This is a genomic window from Pseudokordiimonas caeni (genome assembly GCF_026719705.1).
GTDB lineage: Bacteria > Pseudomonadota > Alphaproteobacteria > Sphingomonadales > Kordiimonadaceae > Gimibacter > Gimibacter caeni.
The window spans coordinates 1,526,859-1,547,755 of sequence record NZ_JAPPRR010000001.1; the positions used below are offsets into that span (position 1 = coordinate 1,526,859).

The 20,897-nt window shown below is 61.9% G+C and carries 15 protein-coding genes; 9 read left to right on the plus strand and 6 right to left on the minus strand.

Annotation, left to right across the window (positions count from 1 at the left end; genetic code table 11):
* Positions 1 to 114 precede the first annotated feature (114 nt).
* The 6 genes from nirB (at position 115) to OU694_RS07020 (ending at position 10,445) form a co-directional block, all read left to right on the plus strand.
* On the plus strand, positions 115 to 2,562 hold the full coding sequence (gene nirB / locus OU694_RS06995; protein WP_308910259.1) for a nitrite reductase large subunit NirB: 2,448 nt from the start codon (positions 115 to 117) through the stop codon (positions 2,560 to 2,562).
* A gap of 4 nt (positions 2,563 to 2,566) precedes the next feature.
* Complete coding sequence (nirD, locus tag OU694_RS07000) at positions 2,567 to 2,917, plus strand: nitrite reductase small subunit NirD (protein ID WP_289502877.1); 351 nt, start codon at positions 2,567 to 2,569, stop codon at positions 2,915 to 2,917.
* Positions 2,914 to 5,547 carry a molybdopterin-dependent oxidoreductase gene (locus OU694_RS07005; RefSeq protein WP_308910260.1) on the plus strand — a complete coding sequence of 878 codons (2,634 nt, stop codon included), beginning with the start codon at positions 2,914 to 2,916 and terminating at the stop codon, positions 5,545 to 5,547. The genes nirD and OU694_RS07005 overlap by 4 nt, the downstream gene beginning before the upstream one ends.
* The gene (gene cysG, locus OU694_RS07010) at positions 5,537 to 6,940 is read left to right on the plus strand and encodes a siroheme synthase CysG (RefSeq protein WP_308910261.1); all 1,404 of its coding nucleotides are present in this window, start codon (positions 5,537 to 5,539) and stop codon (positions 6,938 to 6,940) included. The genes OU694_RS07005 and cysG overlap by 11 nt, the downstream gene beginning before the upstream one ends.
* 219 nt (positions 6,941 to 7,159) lie before the next feature.
* A complete protein-coding gene (locus OU694_RS07015; RefSeq protein WP_308910262.1) occupies positions 7,160 to 9,613 on the plus strand; it encodes a TonB-dependent receptor in 2,454 nt (817 codons plus the stop codon).
* Positions 9,614 to 9,788: 175 nt separating this feature from the next.
* Entirely contained in the window at positions 9,789 to 10,445 is a 657-nt protein-coding gene (locus tag OU694_RS07020; protein WP_308910263.1) for a GntR family transcriptional regulator, read from the plus strand.
* 68 nt (positions 10,446 to 10,513) lie between these two features.
* On the opposite strand, the gene OU694_RS07025 is transcribed toward OU694_RS07020, so the two are convergent.
* The 3 genes from OU694_RS07025 to OU694_RS07035 are packed head-to-tail and all read right to left on the minus strand — an operon-like array spanning position 10,514 to position 15,426.
* Positions 10,514 to 12,376 carry a hydantoinase B/oxoprolinase family protein gene (locus OU694_RS07025; protein ID WP_308910264.1) on the minus strand — a complete coding sequence of 621 codons (1,863 nt, stop codon included), beginning with the start codon at positions 12,374 to 12,376 and terminating at the stop codon, positions 10,514 to 10,516.
* Positions 12,377 to 12,387: 11 nt separating this feature from the next.
* On the minus strand, positions 12,388 to 14,442 hold the full coding sequence (locus tag OU694_RS07030; protein ID WP_308910265.1) for a hydantoinase/oxoprolinase family protein: 2,055 nt from the start codon (positions 14,440 to 14,442) through the stop codon (positions 12,388 to 12,390).
* A gap of 48 nt (positions 14,443 to 14,490) precedes the next feature.
* Positions 14,491 to 15,426 carry a hydroxymethylglutaryl-CoA lyase gene (locus OU694_RS07035; RefSeq protein WP_373460271.1) on the minus strand — a complete coding sequence of 312 codons (936 nt, stop codon included), beginning with the start codon at positions 15,424 to 15,426 and terminating at the stop codon, positions 14,491 to 14,493.
* Positions 15,427 to 15,617: 191 nt separating this feature from the next.
* Between OU694_RS07035 and OU694_RS07040 the strand changes: the two genes are divergently transcribed.
* Both OU694_RS07040 and OU694_RS07045 read left to right on the plus strand, forming a co-directional pair.
* Positions 15,618 to 16,808: a CaiB/BaiF CoA transferase family protein gene (locus tag OU694_RS07040; protein WP_308910267.1), complete on the plus strand. Its 1,191-nt coding sequence runs from the start codon at positions 15,618 to 15,620 to the stop codon at positions 16,806 to 16,808.
* A complete protein-coding gene (locus OU694_RS07045; RefSeq protein ID WP_308910268.1) occupies positions 16,808 to 17,440 on the plus strand; it encodes an isochorismatase family protein in 633 nt (210 codons plus the stop codon). The genes OU694_RS07040 and OU694_RS07045 overlap by 1 nt, the downstream gene beginning before the upstream one ends.
* A 25-nt stretch (positions 17,441 to 17,465) precedes the next feature.
* Here OU694_RS07045 and OU694_RS07050 read toward each other — a convergent pair whose 3' ends face one another.
* From OU694_RS07050 to OU694_RS07060, 3 genes are read right to left on the minus strand one after another with little or no spacing between them, the layout of a single operon-like run.
* Complete coding sequence (locus OU694_RS07050) at positions 17,466 to 18,107, minus strand: DUF4412 domain-containing protein (RefSeq protein WP_308910269.1); 642 nt, start codon at positions 18,105 to 18,107, stop codon at positions 17,466 to 17,468.
* An 11-nt stretch (positions 18,108 to 18,118) separates the two neighbouring features.
* On the minus strand, positions 18,119 to 19,045 hold the full coding sequence (locus OU694_RS07055) for an OmpA family protein (protein WP_308910270.1): 927 nt from the start codon (positions 19,043 to 19,045) through the stop codon (positions 18,119 to 18,121).
* Entirely contained in the window at positions 19,042 to 19,980 is a 939-nt protein-coding gene (locus OU694_RS07060; protein WP_308910271.1) for a hypothetical protein, read from the minus strand. The genes OU694_RS07055 and OU694_RS07060 overlap by 4 nt, the downstream gene beginning before the upstream one ends.
* A 215-nt stretch (positions 19,981 to 20,195) precedes the next feature.
* Between OU694_RS07060 and OU694_RS07065 the strand changes: the two genes are divergently transcribed.
* Positions 20,196 to 20,897 (plus strand): hemerythrin domain-containing protein, encoded by a 702-nt coding sequence (locus OU694_RS07065; protein WP_308910272.1) that lies wholly within the window; start codon positions 20,196 to 20,198, stop codon positions 20,895 to 20,897.

Genomic DNA, 20,897 nt, shown 5'->3' on the forward strand with positions numbered 1-20,897 from the left:
TCATTTCAGGATAACGACGTCCAGGGCCACAGCCATCAGGCTGGCGGGCGGATGTCGTTTTTCACCTCCCCCTCCTTCCACCGGCACCCCTGGACCAGCCAAGTGGAAGCGACCATGACAAAGTCCAAGAAACCCAGACTGGTGATTGTCGGCAACGGCATGGCCGGCATTCGCACGCTCGAGGAACTGTTGAAGCGCGCGCCGGATACCTATGATGTCACGGTGTTCGGGCAGGAGCCGCGCCTCAATTATAACCGCATCATGCTGTCACCCATCCTCGCGGGCGAGAAAGCCTATCAGGACATCATCCTCAACGACTGGGACTGGTACGAGGCCAACAATATCCGCCTGCATGCGGGTGACCCTGTCATCGGGATCGACCAGAAGCACGGCTTCGTATTCTCGGCCGCCGGCCGCAAGGTGCCCTACGACAAGCTGTTGCTCGCCACAGGCTCAGAACCCATCGTCATTCCCGTCCCTGGCCACAAGAAAGAGGGCGTCATCACCTTCCGCGACATGAAGGACGTGGAAACGATGATCGACGGCGCCGGGCGCCTGCAACATGCCGTGGTGATCGGCGGCGGGCTGCTGGGTCTTGAGGCGGCTTACGGCCTTTCCACACTCGGCATGAAGGTCACCGTGCTGCATCTGGCCCCGCACCTGATGGAACGCCAGCTGGATATCGCCGCCGGCACACTGCTGAAGCAGGAGCTGGAGCGGCGCGGACTCGATATCATCCTCGAGGCCGATACCGCCGAAATCACCGGGGGCGATCATGTTGAAGGCGTGACGCTGAAGGATGGCCGCAGCTTCCCGGCTGATCTTGTCGTGATGGCCGTGGGTATTCGCCCCAACACATGGCTCGCGCGTTCACACGGGCTGGCCACCGGCCGGGGCGTTCAGGTGGACGATCACATGATCACCTCCAACCCGGATATTCTGGCGATCGGCGAATGTGTCGAGCATCGCGGCCTTTGCTACGGCCTCGTCGCCCCCATCTGGGATATGGCACGGGCCGCTGCCGACACGCTCGCCGGGTCGGACGGCAAGGGTTATCAGGGCTCGGCCATCTCCACAAAGCTCAAGGTCACCGGGGTCGATCTTTTCTCGGGCGGCGATTTCTCGGGCGGCAAGGGCACCGAGGATATCGTGTTCCGCGATGCTGCCCGCGGCGTTTACAAGCGGCTGGTGGTGAAGAAAGACCGCCTGATCGGCGCCGTGCTTTACGGCGATACGGGTGACGGCCCCTGGTATTTCCAGATGATCAAGGACGGTACCGACATCAGCCCCCTGCGTGGCACCATGGTCTTTGGTCAAGGCTTCGAGGAGGGAGCGCTTTCCGACCCTTTTAAGGCGGTCGCGGATCTGCCGGCTGACGCCGAGATCTGCGGCTGCAACGGCGTTTGCAAAGGCACCATCCAGACAGCCATCACCGAAGGCGGCCTCACCTCGCTTGCCGAGGTGCGCGCCCAAACCAAGGCCTCATCCTCCTGCGGGTCCTGCACCGGGCTTGTGGAAAAGCTGATCGGCTTCACATTGGGGGATGGCTATGTGGCCGATAGCGGACCGAAACCGCTCTGTGGCTGCACCGCGCTTGATCACGGCGAGGTCCGCCGGCTGATCGTCGCCAAAGGCATCAAGGATATCCCGAGCGTGTTTCAGGCACTGGAATGGCGCACGCCGGATGGCTGCCATACCTGCCGCCCTGCCGTGAACTATTATCTCCTCTGTGCCTGGCCCGGCGAATATCAGGACGACGCCCGCGCCCGCTTCATCAATGAACGCGTCCACGCCAACATCCAGAAGGACGGCACCTATTCCGTGGTGCCGCGCATGTGGGCCGGCGTCACATCCGCGAAGGAACTTCGGGCCATCGCCGATGTGGTGGACAAGTTCAATATCCCGACGGTGAAGGTAACAGGCGGCCAGCGGATCGACCTTCTGGGCATCAAGAAGGATGACCTCACCGCCGTCTGGGCCGACCTGGGCGCCGCCGGGATGGTTTCAGGCCATGCTTATGGCAAGTCGCTGCGCACGGTGAAAACCTGTGTCGGGACCGACTGGTGCCGTTTCGGCACGCAGGACAGCACCGGGCTCGGTGTGAAGCTTGAGCATGCCACATGGGGCAGCTGGATGCCCCACAAGTTCAAGATGGCGGTCTCGGGCTGCCCCCGCAACTGCGCCGAAGCCACGATCAAGGATTTCGGCATCGTCTGCGTGGACAGCGGCTACGAACTGCATGTCGGCGGCAACGGCGGCATCCATGTGCGCGCCACCGATCTTCTCTGCAAGGTCACAACCGAGGAAGAAGCCATCGAATATTGCATGGCCTTCATTCAGATGTACCGCGAGGAAGCCTGGTATCTGGAACGCACCGCGCCATGGATCGAGCGGGTGGGGATCGACCATATCCGCGACCGCCTCACCAGCGACTCCGAAGCTCGCATCAAACTACGTGACCGTTTCCTCCTGAGCCAAAAGGACGCGCAGGATGACCCGTGGGCGGCGCGCGCAAATGGCATGGATGCCCATGAATATCAACCTCTTGTGACGATTGGATGAACCGATGGTTAAAGCATCCACCTTCACCCTTGTCGGCCAGCGGGACGATATTCCCCGCCTCGGATCGCGCCGCGTGCGCACCCCGGCGGGCGAAATCGCCCTCTTCCGCACCAGCGACGACAAGGTCTTCGCGCTGAGGAACGAATGCCCGCACAAGAAGGGGCCTTTGTCTGAAGGCATCGTGCACGGGCACAGCGTTACCTGCCCCTTGCACAACTGGGTGATCAGCCTGGAGACCGGCGAAGCGCAAGGCGCCGACACGGGCTGCACGGGCAAGCTTGCCGTCGAGGTGCGCGACGACGGCTCAATCTATCTGGCCATTCCTTCGGGCATGGCCGAGGCGGCAGTGGCATGACAATCACAAGGACCACATGCGCCTACTGCGGGGTGGGATGCGGAATCATCGCCACCAAGATGGAAGGAGGGGTCCGGATCGAGGGCGACCTGTCCCACCCCGCAAACCGCGGCCGCCTGTGCTCCAAGGGACTGGCGCTTGGCCAGACGCTCGATCATACCACCCGCCTTGCCTATCCGATAATCGACGGTGAGCGCGTTTCGTGGGACACCGCGACCCGCGCCGTTGCCGACAGGCTTTCCACCGTTATCGAAGAACATGGCCCCGATGCCGTTGCCTTTTATGTTTCCGGCCAGTTGCTGACCGAGGACTATTATGTCGCCAACAAGCTGATGAAGGGCTTCATCGGCAGTGCCAATATCGACACGAACTCGCGCCTGTGCATGGCATCGACCGTGGCAGGCCACACCCGTGCCTTCGGCGGCGATATCGTGCCCGGCGATTACGGCGACCTTGAAGAGGCCGATCTTGTGGTGCTTGTGGGCTCCAACCTCGCCTGGTGCCACCCCGTATTGTTCCAGCGCTTGCGGGCGGCCCGCGAGGCGCGCGGCACAAAGGTGGTGGTGATCGATCCGCGCCGCACCGAAAGCTGCGATATCGCCGACCTCTATATTCCCGTGATGCCGGACGGCGACGTCCTGCTGTTCAACGGCCTTCTCTCCCACCTGGACGCCTGCGGCGCTGCGCCCACCGCCTACACCGGCCATTACGTAACCGGCTATGCCGATGCTGTCGCGATAGCCCGGCACGAAGCACCGGAACTGGCGGCTGCCATCGCCGCACGCGGCATTGAGGCTGAAGTCGCGGCCTTCTACCGTCTGTTTACCGCCACCGAAAAGGTGGTGACCATCTTTTCCCAAGGCGTCAATCAAGCCCACAATGGCACCGACCGGGTGAACGCCATCATCAATTGCCATCTGGCCACCGGCCGCATCGGCCGGCCCGGCATGGGGCCTTTTTCGGTGACCGGCCAACCGAACGCGATGGGCGGGCGCGAGGTCGGCGGGCTTGCCAGCATGCTTGCCGCCCATATGGGCTTTTCGGACCATGAGTGCGATCTCGTGCAGGGCTTCTGGCAATCGCCCGCCATCCCCCGCGCGGCAGGCCTTCGCGCTGTCGACATGTTCGACGCCGTTCATGACGGGCGCATCAAGGCGATCTGGATCATGGCGACCAACCCGGCGGTCAGCCTGCCGCAGGCCGCAAAGGTCCGCGAGGCGCTGGCCCGCTGCCCCACTGTGATCGTGTCCGACTGCGTGAAAGATACCGACACACAGGCTTTCGCCCATATCCGCCTGCCCGCCACAGGCTGGAGCGAGAAGGACGGCACCGTCACCAATTCCGACCGCACGATCTCCCGCCAGCGTGCGTTCTGGGCACCCTACGCCGAAGCACGGCCCGACTGGCGCATCATCTGCGATGTGGCCACTGCCATGGGGCATGGTACGGCCTTCGCCTACGAGAGCCCCGCTGATATCTTCCGCGAACATGCCGCCCTCAGCGCGTACCGCAACGAGGGCAGCCGCGCCTTCGATATTGGCGCACTGGCCGACATAGATGCCGCCGCCTACGATGCGCTCGGGCCCACCAAATGGCCGCAACAGGCGAGGGAGCGCAGCCAGACACGACTTTTCGGGGATGGTGCCTTCTTCACGCCGGACGCGCGGGCGCGGATGGTCGCCCTCGGTCACCGCCCGTCGCCTGCCGTCCCCTTGCCTGATTATCCGCTTCTCCTGAACACCGGGCGCTACCGGGACCAGTGGCACACCATGACCCGCACCGGCCTCGCCCCCAGCCTGACGGGGCATAGGCCCGAGCCGCTTCTGGACATATCCCCCACGGATGCACGGTCGCACGGACTGACCGACAAAGGCTTTGCCAAAGTCGCCAGCCCGCGCGGCCGTGTCGTCGTCCGTGTACGGGTGACCGAAGACCAGAAGCCCGGCGAGCTGTTCCTGCCGATGCACTGGTCCGAAACCCATGCAAGCGCCGCCCTTGTTGGCACGCTGATCGCACCGGAGGTCGATCCCCTTTCCAAGCAGCCCGCCTTCAAGTCCACGGCGGTCTCCCTTGCCCCCGCCGTCATGACATGGCGGGGGCTTCTTCTCTCCCGCGCGGAAATTGAACCCAATACACCCTACTGGACCCGGACCCGGCTGAAGCATGCCACGCTCACCCGCCTCGCAGGCCGCGCCGAAGCCGATCTCGAATCATTTCGCGAGCATCTTCAACAATTGGCACCCGACATCGCCAGCACCCGGGATGGCTCTGGCCTGCGGCTCGCCGGCTTTGAAAAGGGAAAGCTGTTATTCATGCTTTTCGCGAGCGAAAGCCTTGCCGGCATCGACCTTGGCTGGGCGGACAGTCAGTTTGAGGCAGCAAGCCTTGAGGAAAACGCTCGCCGACAGCTGCTCGCCGGCCGCAGTCCCGGTGCCGTGCGGGACACCGGCCCGGTCGTCTGTTCCTGCTTTCAGGTCGGCCAGAACACGATCCGCGATGCCATCTGCAAGGGCCGCCTGACCAGCACCGACGGTGTTCGCGACGCCACCGGGGCCGGTGGCAATTGCGGCTCCTGCATCCCTGAAATCAAAGCCCTCATCACCCGGGAGTTAAGCCCCAATGCAGCCTGAATCCCTGTTTCCGATCAGCCTTGACCTCCGCAGCCGCACTTGCCTGATGCTCGGCGGCGGCTCGATTGCCGCCAACAAGGCAAAGCCACTCCTCGACGCGGGCGCAACGCTGCGCCTTGTGGCCGACCATCTTTGCCCCGACATGGCGGCACTGATGAAAGATCACCCCATCCAGCACGTAGGTGCCTTACTGGATGAAGCGCATCTCGACAGCGTCATGCTTGCCATCGACAGCGGCGAGATGCCGGCCTTCGCCGACGACCTACGCCGCCTGACACTGGCGCGAAGCATCCTCCTGAATGCCGTCGATGCACCCGCCCGCTGCGACTTCCACATGCCTGCCGTGGTACGGCGGGGCCCTATTCAGGTTGCAATCTCTACGGGCGGTGCCGCCCCCACACTCGCCCGGAACCTTCGCCAAATGATCGAGCGCCTGTTGCCGCATGATATTGCCCAGCGTGTGCGCCGCGCCGCCACCCTCCGCGCCGAGGTGAAGGAGAAACTGTCACCCGCTGCCCAGCGTCGCCTGTGGGACCGGATGTTTGACCTTGGCCGACTGGCAGGCACGGAACCAGATCTGCCGGACCACCTGACCGAGGCCGAAATCGCGGCGGCACAAGGCGACGGCACCCCCGGCGAGGTCTGGCTTGTGGGCGCAGGTGCCGGCAGCGCCGACATGATCACCCTCAAGGGCCTGAAAGCGCTGGAAAGCTCCGATGTGGTGCTGCATGACGCGCTGATCGACCCCGCGCTCCTGTCGCACGCCCGGCGCGATGCCCGACTCATCGCTGTCGGCAAGCGCTGCGGCAAACGTTCGGCAAGCCAGGAGTTTATCAATCGCACGCTCGCCAACCTTGCAACACAGGGCCGGAAGGTGGTGCGCCTGAAATGCGGCGATCCCTTCATCTTCGGGCGCGGCGGTGAGGAACTGGATCACCTGCAGTCAGCCGGTATCCGCACCCATGTCGTGCCCGGCGTGACGGCTGCTTCCGTTGCTGCCGCCGATTGCGGCATCGCCCTCACCCACCGGGGTGTCTCGCGCCGCCTGACGCTGATGACGGCAAGTACGAACGATGCCCTCGCCGAAGACAGGCCAGACTGGCAGGCCCTGCTGACCGGCGGGACGGTGGCGCTTTACATGGCCCGCAACAAGATCGACAGCCTGATGACTGAAATGACCGCGAGCGGCATCCCTGCGCACCTGCCGGTGACGATCATCGCCAATGCGGGACGTGCGGACCGCCACCTCACCGCTGGCACAATCGCTTCCCTGCGCGCAACACCGCCCACCCTCGCGGACGACGCTCCGACCCTCATCCTCGTCGGCGCATCATCGGCGCCCCGGCTTGCCGCCGCGGTTGAACCGAACGCCTCTTTCGTCGCAACAGCCTGACCGGCCCCCACCCACCAGACACGGAACCCCGGCCAAGGGAAACCATGGGCGGGGAAACCTCATGCCTGATGCCGACCGGCCCATTGCACAACAAATGACAGATTAATGTATACAATTATCTTTACGCCCGCCGCAGAATATGTATCCTGTGAATGATAGGGAAAGTGCGGTTAATCCGGGATAAATTGTAAAATACGGTAAAAATCAGGAGAGGGTGTCATGCGGAAATTGGGTTCCAGCCTGCTGGTATTGTGTACGTACGGACTAAGCCAACAGGCAGTTGCACAGACAGAAGACAATAACGACGACTTCGCGCTGGAAGAAATCGTGGTCACGGCGCGCGGCCAGCGCGAGATTCTGCGGGAAACCCCCGCAACACTGACGGTACTGACCTCCGAAACGCTGGAAAAGACGGGCATCAAAACGGCGTCCGACTTTGTGAATTTCACCCCCGGCGTTTCCATCGTGGCCAACACCGCCGAGGCTGGCGACAACCAGATCAACATCCGCGGCATCAACAGCGCGCGCGACGCAGAATCCTCTGTGGCTCTGGTCGTTGATGGCATCCTCAAAACGAATACGGCGGTTCTCAATCAGGATCAGGGCACTGTCCGCCAGATTGAAATCCTGAAAGGCCCGCAAGGCGCCATCTATGGCCGCAACGCAGCCGCCGGCGCCATCGTGATGACCACCGCCGAACCCGGCGACGAGATGGAAGGCGGCTTCAAGGCGAGCGGCGGCAACAACAGCAATTTCAGCGGTGCCGCCTATATCAGCGCCCCGATTTCCGACACGGTCGGCTTCCTCGTTTCTGCAGATTACACAACAACGGACGGCTTCTTCCGGAACCGCTATCTTGGCGACCGCGCGATTGTCGACGACCGCGAAGCATGGAACCTCAATGGCCGACTGGTGCTGAAGCCGAGCGACGTGACGAAGATCGACGCCAAACTGCGCTACGGCGAACTGAGCGGCGCCTCGATCAACTTCAACCCGATCTTCGCCCTGCCCACCTTCGCAAGCGGCCTTGGCGTACCTGCCTTCTATGAAGACATCAACAAGCACACCTTTATCTATGACAGCAACATCCGCCCCGAGAATGACCAGCGCACCTTCGAAGCCTCGGTCAAGCTGGAGCATGAATTCGATACGATGCGGCTGACCGCATGGGCCCTCTACAGCGACGTGAAGAACGACCTGACCGCCGATGGCACCTCGGGTGACTTCTTCCGCTATGCCGCAGTGCCGGAATGTATTGCCTCTACAGCCGAAGCCGTGGGCTATCCGGCCAATCCGCCTTCCTATTTCGCGGGTGAATTCGGCCAGCTTTACGGCGCCTACTCGCCCACGACCTGCGACGGTACCCAGTATCAGATGCGCAACCAGAAAGACTTCAGCGCCGAAGTCCGGCTGGCGTCGCTTGATGACGGACAGCCGCTGCAATGGCAACTGGGCTCATACTATCTCAATATCGACCGCACGACGGCGGTGAGCCTCGGTGCCGACCTCAATCAGGGTGTGCTGCAAAATCCCTATAACGGCCCGACCTCGGCCAATCCGACATCGCAGCTCTATTGGGATAATTTCAACACCAATGTTTATGCCGGCTTCGGCTCGCTGAGCTATGCCATGAGCGAGGCGCTGAAAGGCACCCTCGCCCTGCGCTACGACCGCGAGGAACGCAAGGTGCACAACCTCGCCCCCGCGGTGTTCGACCCCTATACCGGCGGCCCGATCAACCCCGGCCAGCAGGTAGTGAACGGCGTCGTGCAGCCGATTGAGGACCAGTCGAAAACCTTCGACCAGATCGAGCCGAAAATCAGCCTGAGTTATGCCCCTGACCGCACCTTCACGGCCTTTGCCAACTGGGGCATTGGCTTCAAGTCCGGCGGCTTCAACAACCAGGGCAGCAAGGCGCTGATCGATGCCAACTTCAACTCGGCCCCGGTTAATGCGGGTGTGGTGATCAACGACCAGTTCCGCAAGGAAACCTCGAGCGCGTTTGAAGCAGGTATCAAGGGCAGCTTCCTTGACGGCCGTGTCAGCTACGACCTTGCCGGCTATTACACCAAGGTCGACGACATGCAATTCTTCGAATTCTTCGTCGGCGGCTTCGGGCTCCTACGCGTTGTTTCCAACATCGACCGGGTCGATATCAAGGGCCTTGAAACCAACGTCAATGTCCGCATCACGCCAGAATGGCGCGTGTTCGGCGGGGTGAATATCACCGACAGCGAGATCAAGGAAAACTCTTCCCGCCCCAACACTGTCGGCAACAAGTCGCCCTATACGCCGGATTACACGATCAATGCCGGCACCCAGTATAGTCACGAGATCACCGACGATATCGACCTCTTCGTGCGGGCCGACTGGCGTCGCGTGGGGCCGACCTGGTTCCATACGGTTCAGGACCAGACGCGAGTGACGATCTTTGAAGCCTTCTATCCGGGCCTCGGCACCGCCAATTATGACATGACGCAACGCAAGGCCTATGACCTCGTCAATCTGCGCATCGGGTTCGAAACCGATACATGGAGCCTCACCGGCTATGCGACCAACCTCTTCAACGAGAAATTCGTCGAAGAAGTGATCCCGGCCGTCGAGTTCGGCGGGTCGTTCGTCTCGCCCGGCGCGCGGCGGTCCTACGGCCTCGAGCTGACCTATAAATTCTAGGAAACTCCGGGTGTACACACCCTCGTAACAATCATCGAGGCGCAGCTGGCAACGGCTGCGCCTCTTTTCAATGGCATGAAAGAGCATACAGCCGGCGCGAAGCCCCTGTTTTGGCGTGCCAAAGCCGGGCAAGTTCCGTATAGAGGCTGTAGTCCTTCCGGAAAGGAACTCGAAGGTGTCGAAAGCGACTGAAAAGGCTTATGAAACGATCCGCGCGGCGATCCTGTCCGGGCGCTACGCTCCGGGCGCCCATCTCAAGGAAGAGGAACTGGTCGGCCTTTGCGGGGTGAGCCGCACCCCGGTGCGCGATGCCCTCAGGCGGCTTGCAGCCGACCGTTATGTGGTCGCGCGCCGCAATCAGGGCACCTATGTCAATGAATGGTCGCTCGACGACATCGCCTGCATCTTCGAGATGCGCGCCCTTCTCGAAGGCTATGCCGCCGAACGCGCCGCCTCCCGCATCACGCCCGATCAGCTCGCCCGTGTCGACAAGGCATGGCGCGATATCGAGGACGTGCTCTCGAAAGACAGTCTGGACATCCCGGAATTCCTGCGCGCCAACCGCGTGTTCCACACAACGATCATTGAGGCGGCCTGCAACCGCCAACTCCGCGAAACCATCGACCAGCTGGTACAGCCCCCGATCGTCAATCGCACGGCGATGACCTATTCACGGCAGGATCTGCGCCAGAGCAACGATCACCACGGGCTGATCCTGTCGGCACTTAAAACAGGCGACGCGGTCACCGCCTGCACGGCGATGCGCCAGCACCTGCTGACGTCCTATCAAAATTTCCTGCGCAATTACGACCGGTCGCTGGGGCAGGAATAACCGGAAAAACCATAGAAAAGGGCCGCCTGTGACATCCACCGGCGGCCCTTTTTCATTTTATGCAGCGATCAGTGCTGGCGCGGCGGCATTGGCGCTGGCAGGCCGGTCTCCACCTCGCAGCGTGCCCGCAGTTCCTCGATCGACGGGCCGAAATTGAAGATCTGGCTGGTGTCGATTGTCTTCGCCATTTCAGCGCGGCGGGCCGTGGTGGCGGCTTCATCGACTGTGAAGTCATCCCGCACTTTCACGCCATAATTGTCAAAGGCACCCTCAATGCTCACAAGGCCGCGTTTCACCTCAAGTGCAACGAGATCGGCGTCACGCTCGACCGGGCTGCCCCAGCCGCCGCCACCCCAAGTGATATAGTCGAGCTCGTCGCCTTCCTGTACCTCTATATTGTCGCACTTGGCGGGCAGGATGATTTCCTCGCCCGATTTGCGGCGCAGTACCTTCCTTGAACGCTCGCCCGGCTCGCCACCATTCACGCCCCAGGGTGAAGTGAACCAGCGGTCGTCGTGGATCGCGATGATGCCGTCATTCAGGAAGGCATAGGTCATCAGGATGCCATTGCCACCGCGGTTCTTGCCCGCCCCGCCGCTATCGGGAAGCGAGGTATAGCGGGTGATCCGCATCGGGAAATAGCGCTCCAGAAATTCGTTCGGCACGTTGGTGAAACCCGGCCACAGGCTGTGACCATCGGGCCCGTCGCCCCAGGGACGCCCCGGAATGCCGCCGAAGCCGATCTGGAAGAGCTGGAACCATTCGCGGCTGTCCTTGTGGAAGCCGGAATACATCAAGTGCGGACTTGAAGAGAAACCGGCCGCGTTCAGGAATTCCGGCTGCCCCTGCCCCAGAAGCCCGCCAAGCACATCAAAGATGCGGCCAAGCGCGTGGGTGCGGCAGGAGAGCGCCGCCGGGAAGGCCGGTTTCAGAAGGCTGCGTTCCGGGATACGCACGTCCACGAGGTCATAGAAGCCGTCATTGAACAGCACCTGCGGGTCAAACACCATGATCATGTAGATGCCGAAGAACATCTTGAGCATGTTTTCATTGAGATAGAAGTTCACCGAACCCACGGCCTGCGGATCTGTGCCATCGAAATCCAGAATGACCTTCTCGCCCTCTCGCCACATGGTGCATTTCAGTTTATAGGGGCCGAAACCGCGCCCGTCATCGCAGATATAATCTTCGAAGCTGACTTTCTTTTCGGAAACCGCCGAGGCGATGAGATGCCCCATCGCGCGCTTGTTGCGGGCCAGAAGCTCGTCAGTTGCCGAGGCGAAAAGATCGTCGCCGAAGCGCTCGCAAATCTCGTTCACACGGCGCTCGGCCACCCGGCAACTGGCAACGATGGCCAACAGGTCGGCACGGCACCATTCCGGCATCCGCACCTGATGCAGCACCAGCTTCAGGATATCTTCCTGCAGCACATCCTTGCGGAACAGCTTGATCGGCGGGATGCGCACACCTTCCTCGAAGATGGAGGTAGCGTCAGTCGGCAGCGAGCCCGGTACCTTGCCGCCGATATCCGTCTGATGGCCGAACATGCAGGCCCAGGCGGTCAGGCGTCCCTGACGGAAGATCGGCCGGATGATCAGCCAGTCGTTATTGTGACTGACAGCCCCTTCGCACGAATAGGGATCGGAAAGCCAGATCATGTCGCCTTCCTCGATCTCACCTTCATAGGCGCGCAGGAAGCCGCCAATGAAGCTGCCGAACTGGCCGACGACCATCAGGCCGTTGCGGTCGGCAATCAGCGGGAAGGCGTCGCCCTGCTCCCGGATGCCGGGGCTCATGGCCGTGCGGAAGAGTGTGGCATCCATCTCTTCCCGCGCATTGCGCAGGGCATTTTCGATGATATCGAGCGTGATGGTATCGACCTCGATCGGCGAGAAGGGCGTTTCGTTTGTCTGGATGATTGTTGCAGCCATTGTCTTTCCCCTCACGCGACCGGATTGATCAGGATATTGCCGAAGTCATCAACGACCCCGACATGGTCGGGCAGGATCACCGCGGTCGAATCCATTTCGGTGATCACGCACGGGCCCGCCAGCCGGTCACCGGCCTCAAGCTTGGCTCGTTCATAGATCACAGCGTCGCGTTCCTGACCCTCGACCCACATGCGATGATCGCGCAGCTTCGCCTGCGCGGGGTCAGTGTCTCCCTTGGCGAGCTTCTGGGCCGGCATTTCCGCCGCCTTGCCAAGCCCGATGGCCCGAAGGTTGACGATTTCATGCACCACATCGAGATTGAAGGTGAAAAGCCGCTTGTGTTCGGCATCGAAGGCCGCTTTTACCGCCTCAATGCCTCGGCCTGCCTCGAAATCTGCGATATCGATGGCCATGCTGACCTCGAACCCCTGGCCCGCGTAGCGGACCCCGGCCTCGAACCGTACCGATTGCTCGTCCTCGGGCACGCCTTCGTCTTTCAGGTCACCTTTCACCACCTCGCGCATCTCGGCCAGCAGCGTGGCGATTTCGGCATCTTCCGTCTGGTTCACCATCTTGTTGAACGATCGGGCATGTTCGTAGCGGAGCTGCGTGGTCGCGTCCCCGGTGGCACAGAGCACGCCGGGACTGACCGGCACGATCACCGGATAAGACCCCATCAGCTTGCCGACAGCGTTCGAATGCAGGGAACCCGCGCCGCCAAATCCCATCAGCGCGAACTCGCGGGGGTCATAGCCCTGCTGCACGGAAACAAGGCGAAGCGCGCCGAACATGTTCTCGTTGGCGATATCGATGATGCCCTGTGCTGCCTCATAAAGGGTGACCCCCAGTGCATCGGCCACTTTCTGGACGACCGCCTTGGCAGCGTCCCGGTCCAGCTTGAAGGTGCCGCCCAGAAGCGATTCCGGCAGGTTGCCAAGCACGACATGTGCGTCCGTCACCGTCGCGCGGTCACCGCCCTTGCCATAAGCCGCAGGCCCCGGCACGGCACCCGCCGATTCCGGCCCCACACGCAGAGCACGGGTCAGTTCCGGCACATGGGCGATGGAGCCACCACCAGCGCCTACCGTTTTTACATCCAGCGACGATGCCCGCACGGTGAGGTGCCCGACGCTTGTTTCGCGGCGCAGCTTGGGCTCGCCGTTTTCAATGAGCGCCACGTCGGTCGACGTGCCACCCACATCAAGCGTCAGGATATTGCCGATCCCTGCATTGCGCGAAACCCACAAGGCGCCTGTCACGCCGCCGGCTGGGCCTGACATCAGAAGGTTCACCGGATGCCCCTCGGCCTTCTCGGAGCCCATCAGGCCGCCGTCGGAGCGCAGAAGGTTGATCCGGCCTTTCATGCCAAGGGCGCGGAGCTTGGCGCGCAGGTTGGCCACATACATGGCCATCACCGGGCGCACCAGCGAGTTGGCAACAGTGGTGAGTGCCCGCTCATATTCCTGCATCTCGGGCAGGATTTCGTGGCTCAGCGAAACCGGGATATCGGGGAAAATCTCCGCGGCGATTTCACCGACGCGTTTCTCATGCGCGCCGTTCACATAGCTATTGATCAGGCAAACCGTCAGCGCCTCGATCCCTTCGTTTTTCAGGCGCTGGAGGGCCGCCCGCACGCTTGCCTCATCAAGCGGCTTCACCACACTGCCGTCAGCGGCGAGCCGTTCGGTGACTTCGACGGTTGTCTCCAGCGGGGCCAGCGGCTCGGGCTTTGGCCAGGTAATCCAGGCGGCAAGCCCGCCAGGCACCAGCGACCGGGCAACCTGCAGGATCTGGCGGTACCCTTCGGTGACCACCAGCCCGGTGCGGGCCCCCTTGCCTTCGAGCACAGCGTTCGTCGCAACCGTCGTGCCGTGCAGGAACTGGTCGATCTCGCCAGGCTTCACGCCCGCTTCGGCACAGATGGCCTCGGTGCCGTTGATCACGGCGACAGACGGATCATGCGGCGTACTTGGCACCTTGTTACGCCATGTTCTGCCGGTCTTTTCCTCGATCAGCAGGAGGTCGGTGAATGTCCCCCCAACGTCTACTCCGAGCCTGTATGACATCCCGTCTGTCTCCCCGTATCGGCCTTGAGCCGTTCTGAAATCATGATATCAGGCAGCGCAACTGGTGCCGCCGCCTTCTGGAAAGCCGCCCGCCTGCGCCACTTGCGACGGCACCGGACGGCCAAGAATTGTTTCGACCCAGCGTGCACCCGCGACAATCGCATCAAGCGACAGGCCCGTTTCGACCCCGCATTCCGCGAGCATATAGACAAGGTCTTCGGTCGCGATATTGCCGGTCGCCTTCGGTGCGAACGGGCACCCGCCAAGCCCGCCGATGGAAGCATCCAGCACATCGGCGCCAGCCTCGTAGGCGGCCCATGCATTGGCGATCCCGGTGCCGCGCGTATTGTGAAGGTGGACCCGGACGGGCATCCCCGGCAAGCGTTCCTTCAGTGTGCTGACAAGCGACGCCACGGCACGCGGGTTGGCGACGCCGATGGTGTCGGCGATGGCAATCTCGCGCGGGCCGGCCTCTGCCAGCGTTTCGGCAATCGAGACGATCCGGGCCGGATCGACCCGCCCTTCAAACGGGCAACCGAAGGCTGCCGAAATCGTCACCTGCGCCGACATGCCGTTTTCCACCGCCATACGCACGATCTGGCTTGAAACCTCGATCGATTCTGCCGACGTCTGCCCCTGATTGCGGGTCGCGAATGTATCCGTCGCCACCACGACGGCGCCTGCTTCGTCGACCCCGCGACGCCCGCCTTCCCGCGTGGCAAGGGCCCGCAGGAGGCCGCGTTTGTTGAGAACAAGCCCGATATAGGTCACATCATTGCGGTCCGGCAGCCCGGCGATCACGTCTTCAGCGTCCGCCATTTGCGGCACGCGGGCGGGATTGACGAAACTTGCCACTTCAAGGCGCCGCGCACCGGCATCGATGGCACGCGTGATGAGCGCGAGCTTGTTGGCTGTCGAGAAGATCACCTTCTCGTTCTGCAGGCCGTCCCGCGCGCCAACTTCGACAATTTCGACCGGTCTCATCATCCGTGTCTCCCGCCCTATCCATACGCATTTCTATTGACTGTATACAATCTCAAAAATAATTTGTATACAAAATTGGGACGCGATAAATCTGGCCATGGAAGCGATTGCCGGTCATGGGCCAATTTAAAAGAATGTATAAACTGAAGGGTCCGGTTCGCGGGGCTTCGGGTCTGGAAAAGGAGACAAGCATGTCGGACAATGGCTTTGGCGCCCTGCAGGGACTGCGCATGATCGAGCTCGGCCAACTGATCGCAGGCCCCTTCTGCGGCCAGCTGATGGCCGACCATGGCGCCGAGGTCATCAAGATCGAACAGCCCGGCAGCGGCGATCCGATGCGCGAATGGGGCCGCAACAAGCCCGTCTGGTGGCCGGTCATCGCCCGCAACAAGAAATCGGTGACGCTGAACCTGCGCGTACCCGAGGGGCAAGATATCCTGCGCGAACTGGTGCGGGACGCCGACTTCCTCCTCGAGAATTTCCGGCCGGGCACCATGGAAAAATGGGGCCTTGGCTATGATGAGCTTTCCAGGATCAACCCGCGCCTGATCATGATCCGGGTTTCGGGCTATGGCCAGACCGGGCCGTATGCGTCCCGCGCCGGCTATGGCTCAATCGGGGAAGCCATGGGCGGCATGCGCAATCTGGCAGGCGACCCTTCCACCCCGCCGAGCCGCGTGGGCCTTTCGATCGGCGATTCCCTTGCGGCCACCTATGCCACGCTTGGCGCCCTGATGGCGCTGCACCGGCGCAACGTGACGGGCCGTGGGCAGGTGGTGGACAGCGCCATCTATGAAGCCGTGCTGGCGATGATGGAATCGACTGTTCCCGAATATACCGAAGCCGGTTTCATTCGCGAACGCACGGGCTCGATCCTGCCCAAGGTCGCGCCTTCGAACGTCTATCCGACCAAGGACGGCGAAATCCTGATCGGCGCCAACCAGGACAGCGTCTGGACCCGCATGGCCGAGGCCATGGGCCGTCCGGAACTGGCCACCGACCCCCGCTATTCAAGCCACCATGCGCGCGGCGAAAACCAGCAGGAACTGGACGACCTGATCTCGGCATGGAGCCGCGGCTTCACGTCGAAGGAACTCCTGGACCTGATGGAAGAAAACGGCGTGCCGGCGGGCAAGATTTTCAAGGCACCTGATATGCTTGAGGATCCACACTTCAAGGCGCGCGACGCAGTGGTGAAAGTGGATCATCCGGGTTTCCAGAATATCTGGATGCAGAATGCCTTCCCGAAGTTTTCAGAAACGCCGGGTGAAATCCATTGGCCGGGCCCCGAGCTTGGTGCGCATAATGAGGATGTCTACAAGGGCATCCTTGGCCGGTCGGATGCCGACCTTGCCCGGATGAAGGCGGAAGGAATCATCTGATGGCGGGACGCACCCCAGAAGACCTGCAGGACGATTACCGAAAGGCTGGCTTTTCCGGAACGCTCGGCTTCGGCAAGCGCCCCGCCCTGTTGATCATTGATGTATGTGCTGCCTACCTCGACCCCGAAGCCCCGCTCTATGCCGGGATCGAGGCTGAGTGCGCCAGCATCGAAACGCTCCTGCAGGCATTCCGCGCCAAGAGATTGCCGGTCGTTCACACGCGGGTAGAATTTCTGCCGGGCGGCGCCGATGGCGGGCATTTCTACCGCAAGGTTCCGGCCCTCAAGGCCTTCGACCGCGGCAGCCCGCTCGCTGAGCCGCCAACCGCGCTGGCACCGGCCAAGGGTGAGGTCGTTGTCACCAAACAATATGCCAGCGCCTATTTCGGCACGTCGCTCGCCAGCACGCTCACAGCACTCGGCGTCGACAGCGTGGTGATCACCGGGGTCAGCACATCGGGCTGCGTGCGGGCCTCCTGCCTCGATACGCTGCAGCATGGCTTCATTCCGCTCGTCGTGGAAGATGCCTGCGGTGACCGTGACCGCCGTGTCCATGACGCCAATATCTTCGACATGGGCGCCAAATATGCCGATATCGTCTCGACAGCCGACGTACTAAGGCATCTGGCCTGAGCCAGATGCCTGCCGCTGCAGTAGGCTATTCGCCTGCAGCATCCTCGATCATGTCAGCCGGAAGTTCAAAGAGGTCACGAGGGAGACTTGTGCTTTCCACCTTTTTCAGGCGGGTAGCGCTTTCTTCACCCCGAACGATCACCGGCACGCCCGAAAGGCCCATCGATTCCATGTCGTTATAGGCACCCCCGCCGAAGGACATGGCCGCTTCCATCGATGCGAGTTCATCTTTCGTGAGACCAAAGGCCGCTTCATCGGCAAGGCACACCTCAATCGTCACCATGCCGGTGGCGTTCAGCTTGGCCCAGCGGCAGGCGATACCGCCCGCGGTGCCCTCTTCGCCCGTCCAGGTGCCTGCGAATTTCATCAACGGATTCTGCTGCGCTTTTTTCATCTGGGTGAGCATGGCGCCCGACATGCGGCGATACATCCCGTCCGCAGGGAAGCCGAACACATAGGACGGCCCGGCCGGGTCATAGATCGTGAAGCGGGCGTCATCATCTTCGGTTTCCGGCTGGTCGATCCGCACCTTGCCGTGCCCGACCGAAATCTTCATTTCTGCCTTGTCTTCGGTTTCGAACGTGAGCACGGCGTCGGCGTTTGCCGATACGGTGACAAGGCTCGCGAGCATCGCGGCGAGGCCTGCATTGATGGTCTGTTTGTTCATGATTTTTCTCCTCATTTGCTGTCGTCCGTTTGTTGATTGGATTGCAGGCGCAAGGTGACCCTGCGATTGCGGGCGCGGCCCGCGTCGGTCGCGTTGTCGGCAACAGGCTGGCTTGCCCCGAAGCCTGTTGGTGTGAAGGCGTCGGCGGTCGCCCCGCGTGCCGCAAGGGCCGCGACCACCGCTTCCGCCCGCGCTTGCGACAGGGCGAGATTGGCAGCATCCGATCCGATGGCGTCCGTGTGCCCCTCGACGCTGAAACGCGCGCCGGGGTCTGCCTTGTGCAGCGCGATGATCTCGGCCAGCACCGCTTCGCTTTCAGGCCGGAGGCGCGCGCTGCCAAAATCGAAATACAGGCCGTACAGATCGGCCTTGCCGTCCGCCTTCATGCGTTCAGCAAGGCTTTTTTCGACCGCGACAGGCGGCAGCACGCGGGTATAGCCGAGCTCGGTGTACCAGGGATGGCCCCAGTTGCTGTTGATCACGAACTTCAGGAAGCGGCCCTTGATTGGCGCTGTCCTGACCGACTGGCCGGCCTTGTTGCGCTCCAGTTCGAATGCGGCAACTTTTGCAAGACTGGTTTCCTCCGGCCCGACCCAGATCTCGATTTCGCGGGCGGAGATGCCCGGATGATCGGCTTCGTCGGCCAGGTAATTATCAAAGACGAACGTCTCGAATGTCTTTTCCTCCGGGAAGGAAAAGAGCAGCCAGTGCGGAAACGGAGCCTGGCTCGCCGAACTCCAGATGCGGGAAAGGATCGCGGATCCGTCCTCGTCCCCTGCATGGCGGATCAGGTTGGCCGCTTCCCAGCCCGAGCCAAACTCCGAGCTGAAGGCATGGACCCTGGCACCCGTCGCTTCGCTCAGAAGCTCGTCTTCCTCGGCCGCCACCGGTACGGCGAAGGCAAGGCAGAGCGCAGCCGCTATAGCTCCCCGCCTCATTGCCCGCCTCCGGTCAGCATGTCGATGATCGGCGAAAAGTCGGTGCGGGCGAGCCACTTGTCCATCATGGCCTGCAATTCCTTGTCGCCTGTCGAGTTATCAAGCCAGACGGAAGCAAAGCGCGGATCGCCCTGATCACTGCCTTCTTCATACAGGACCGGATTCAGATAAACGCGGGGAGTGGAAGCACCGCCTTTGACCGTCTCATACGCCCACATGGGATTATCGGGCGACTGGCCGGAATAGCCGGTCTGCTGCGAAAGTTCTTCGCCCGAAAGGCTTGCGAGCCTGTCATCAATGTCCCACATCTGCTGGGAGGCAAACTCGGCACCGCCATTCATCGCGATTTCGGCGAGGCGGGCCTTCCATTCTGTCAGATGGTCTTCAACCGTATAGGGCAACAGGATATCGGTGCCGACAGGTGCCAGCAGCAGGAACCCTTCCTTGCCATAAATCGGCAAGGCCCTGTTTTGCCCTTTCTGTTTGGGCAGGGGGAATGGCCGCAGCGGGCTGTCTTCCTGTGCGGCGTCGCTAAATGCCAGAATGTCCGAACTATTGATCTGGATATTAACAGCCGCGCGCAGCTGATAATCGGCCATGCCCTGGTCCAGTCCGCAATTGCCTTCCCAGACATCGCGCGGGTGAAAGCCAAGCTGGATACTGACCGTGTAGGGGGCGCCGTCGCGCGACGGATAGCCGGTAAAGATGGTCAGTTGCTGGCGGTAGCCCGGCATGCTGCCGAGCATGGGATCCTTTTCCAGCCAATCGGCAATCTTGCGGGTTGCTTCCACAAGGCGCGACCCTGCAACACCCTCGGCAACTTCGTCGCTGGCAACGGAATTGCGCTCCTCCACCCAGCAGCCCGCAGAGGCGCTGCTTGAGAGAATGGTGGACAGGAAAAGGAGGCCGAGACATGCCCGGCCAGAGTTTTTCATGATCATTTTATCCTCACTGTTCGTGTAGCAACCGGTGGGTTGCGGCTGCCCGTTTCTTGTGAGGCGCAAGATGCGGATTTGCTGCCGCGCCGGGAAGCTGCCAATTGCGCAGTTACATTCTGCGTTTATGCAGAACAAAACTGCAGGTCCGGTGACTTTGCCGAAGCACGCGCTGCGCCTATTGCTGTGGCATCCCAATCCACCGGAGAAGAAAAATGACCAACACGATAGCAACGCGCACAATAGCGATCCGCCCGAACCTTTACCGCGATATCCACAAGGGACTCCGGCACGGCCACGGGCTGATGCTCACTCGCCTCGGCAACAGCGACTGGCGCGACAATCACCAGACGCAGGCGTTGCTCGAGGCACTTGATGCCCATCTGCACCTCTGCGAGCGGCATCTGAAGCATGAGGATGATTTCATCCATCCCGCACTCGCCGCCTTCGACACCGGCCTCCTCCACAAGCTGGCATCCGACCATGAGAATCACGAGGTTGCACTCGGCACCCTCAGCGCCCGGATCGACAGCCTCAGCGCCACGACCGAAAACCTGCGGCCGCTGCTTGGCCACCAGCTCTATCTCGCCTTCGCCCAGTTCGTGGCAACGGATTTCGAGCATATGGAACGCGAGGAAGCACTGGCGATGCCGGTGCTGTGGGAGAATATGGACGACGCTGAAATCGGCATCATCCATGGCCGGATCGTCGGCGCTATCCCACCGGAGGAAATGATGGCCTATATGCGCCTGATGCTGCCGGCGATCACGCCTGCCGACCGGCTCGGCATGCTGGTAGGCATTCGCGCTGGTGCCCCGGCTGAGGCCTATCAGGCGATCCTGCAACTGGCGGCCCGCCCTTCGCTGAGTGCCGACGACTTTGCGTGGCTGACGGCCGAGCTTGAAAAGGCTGCCTGA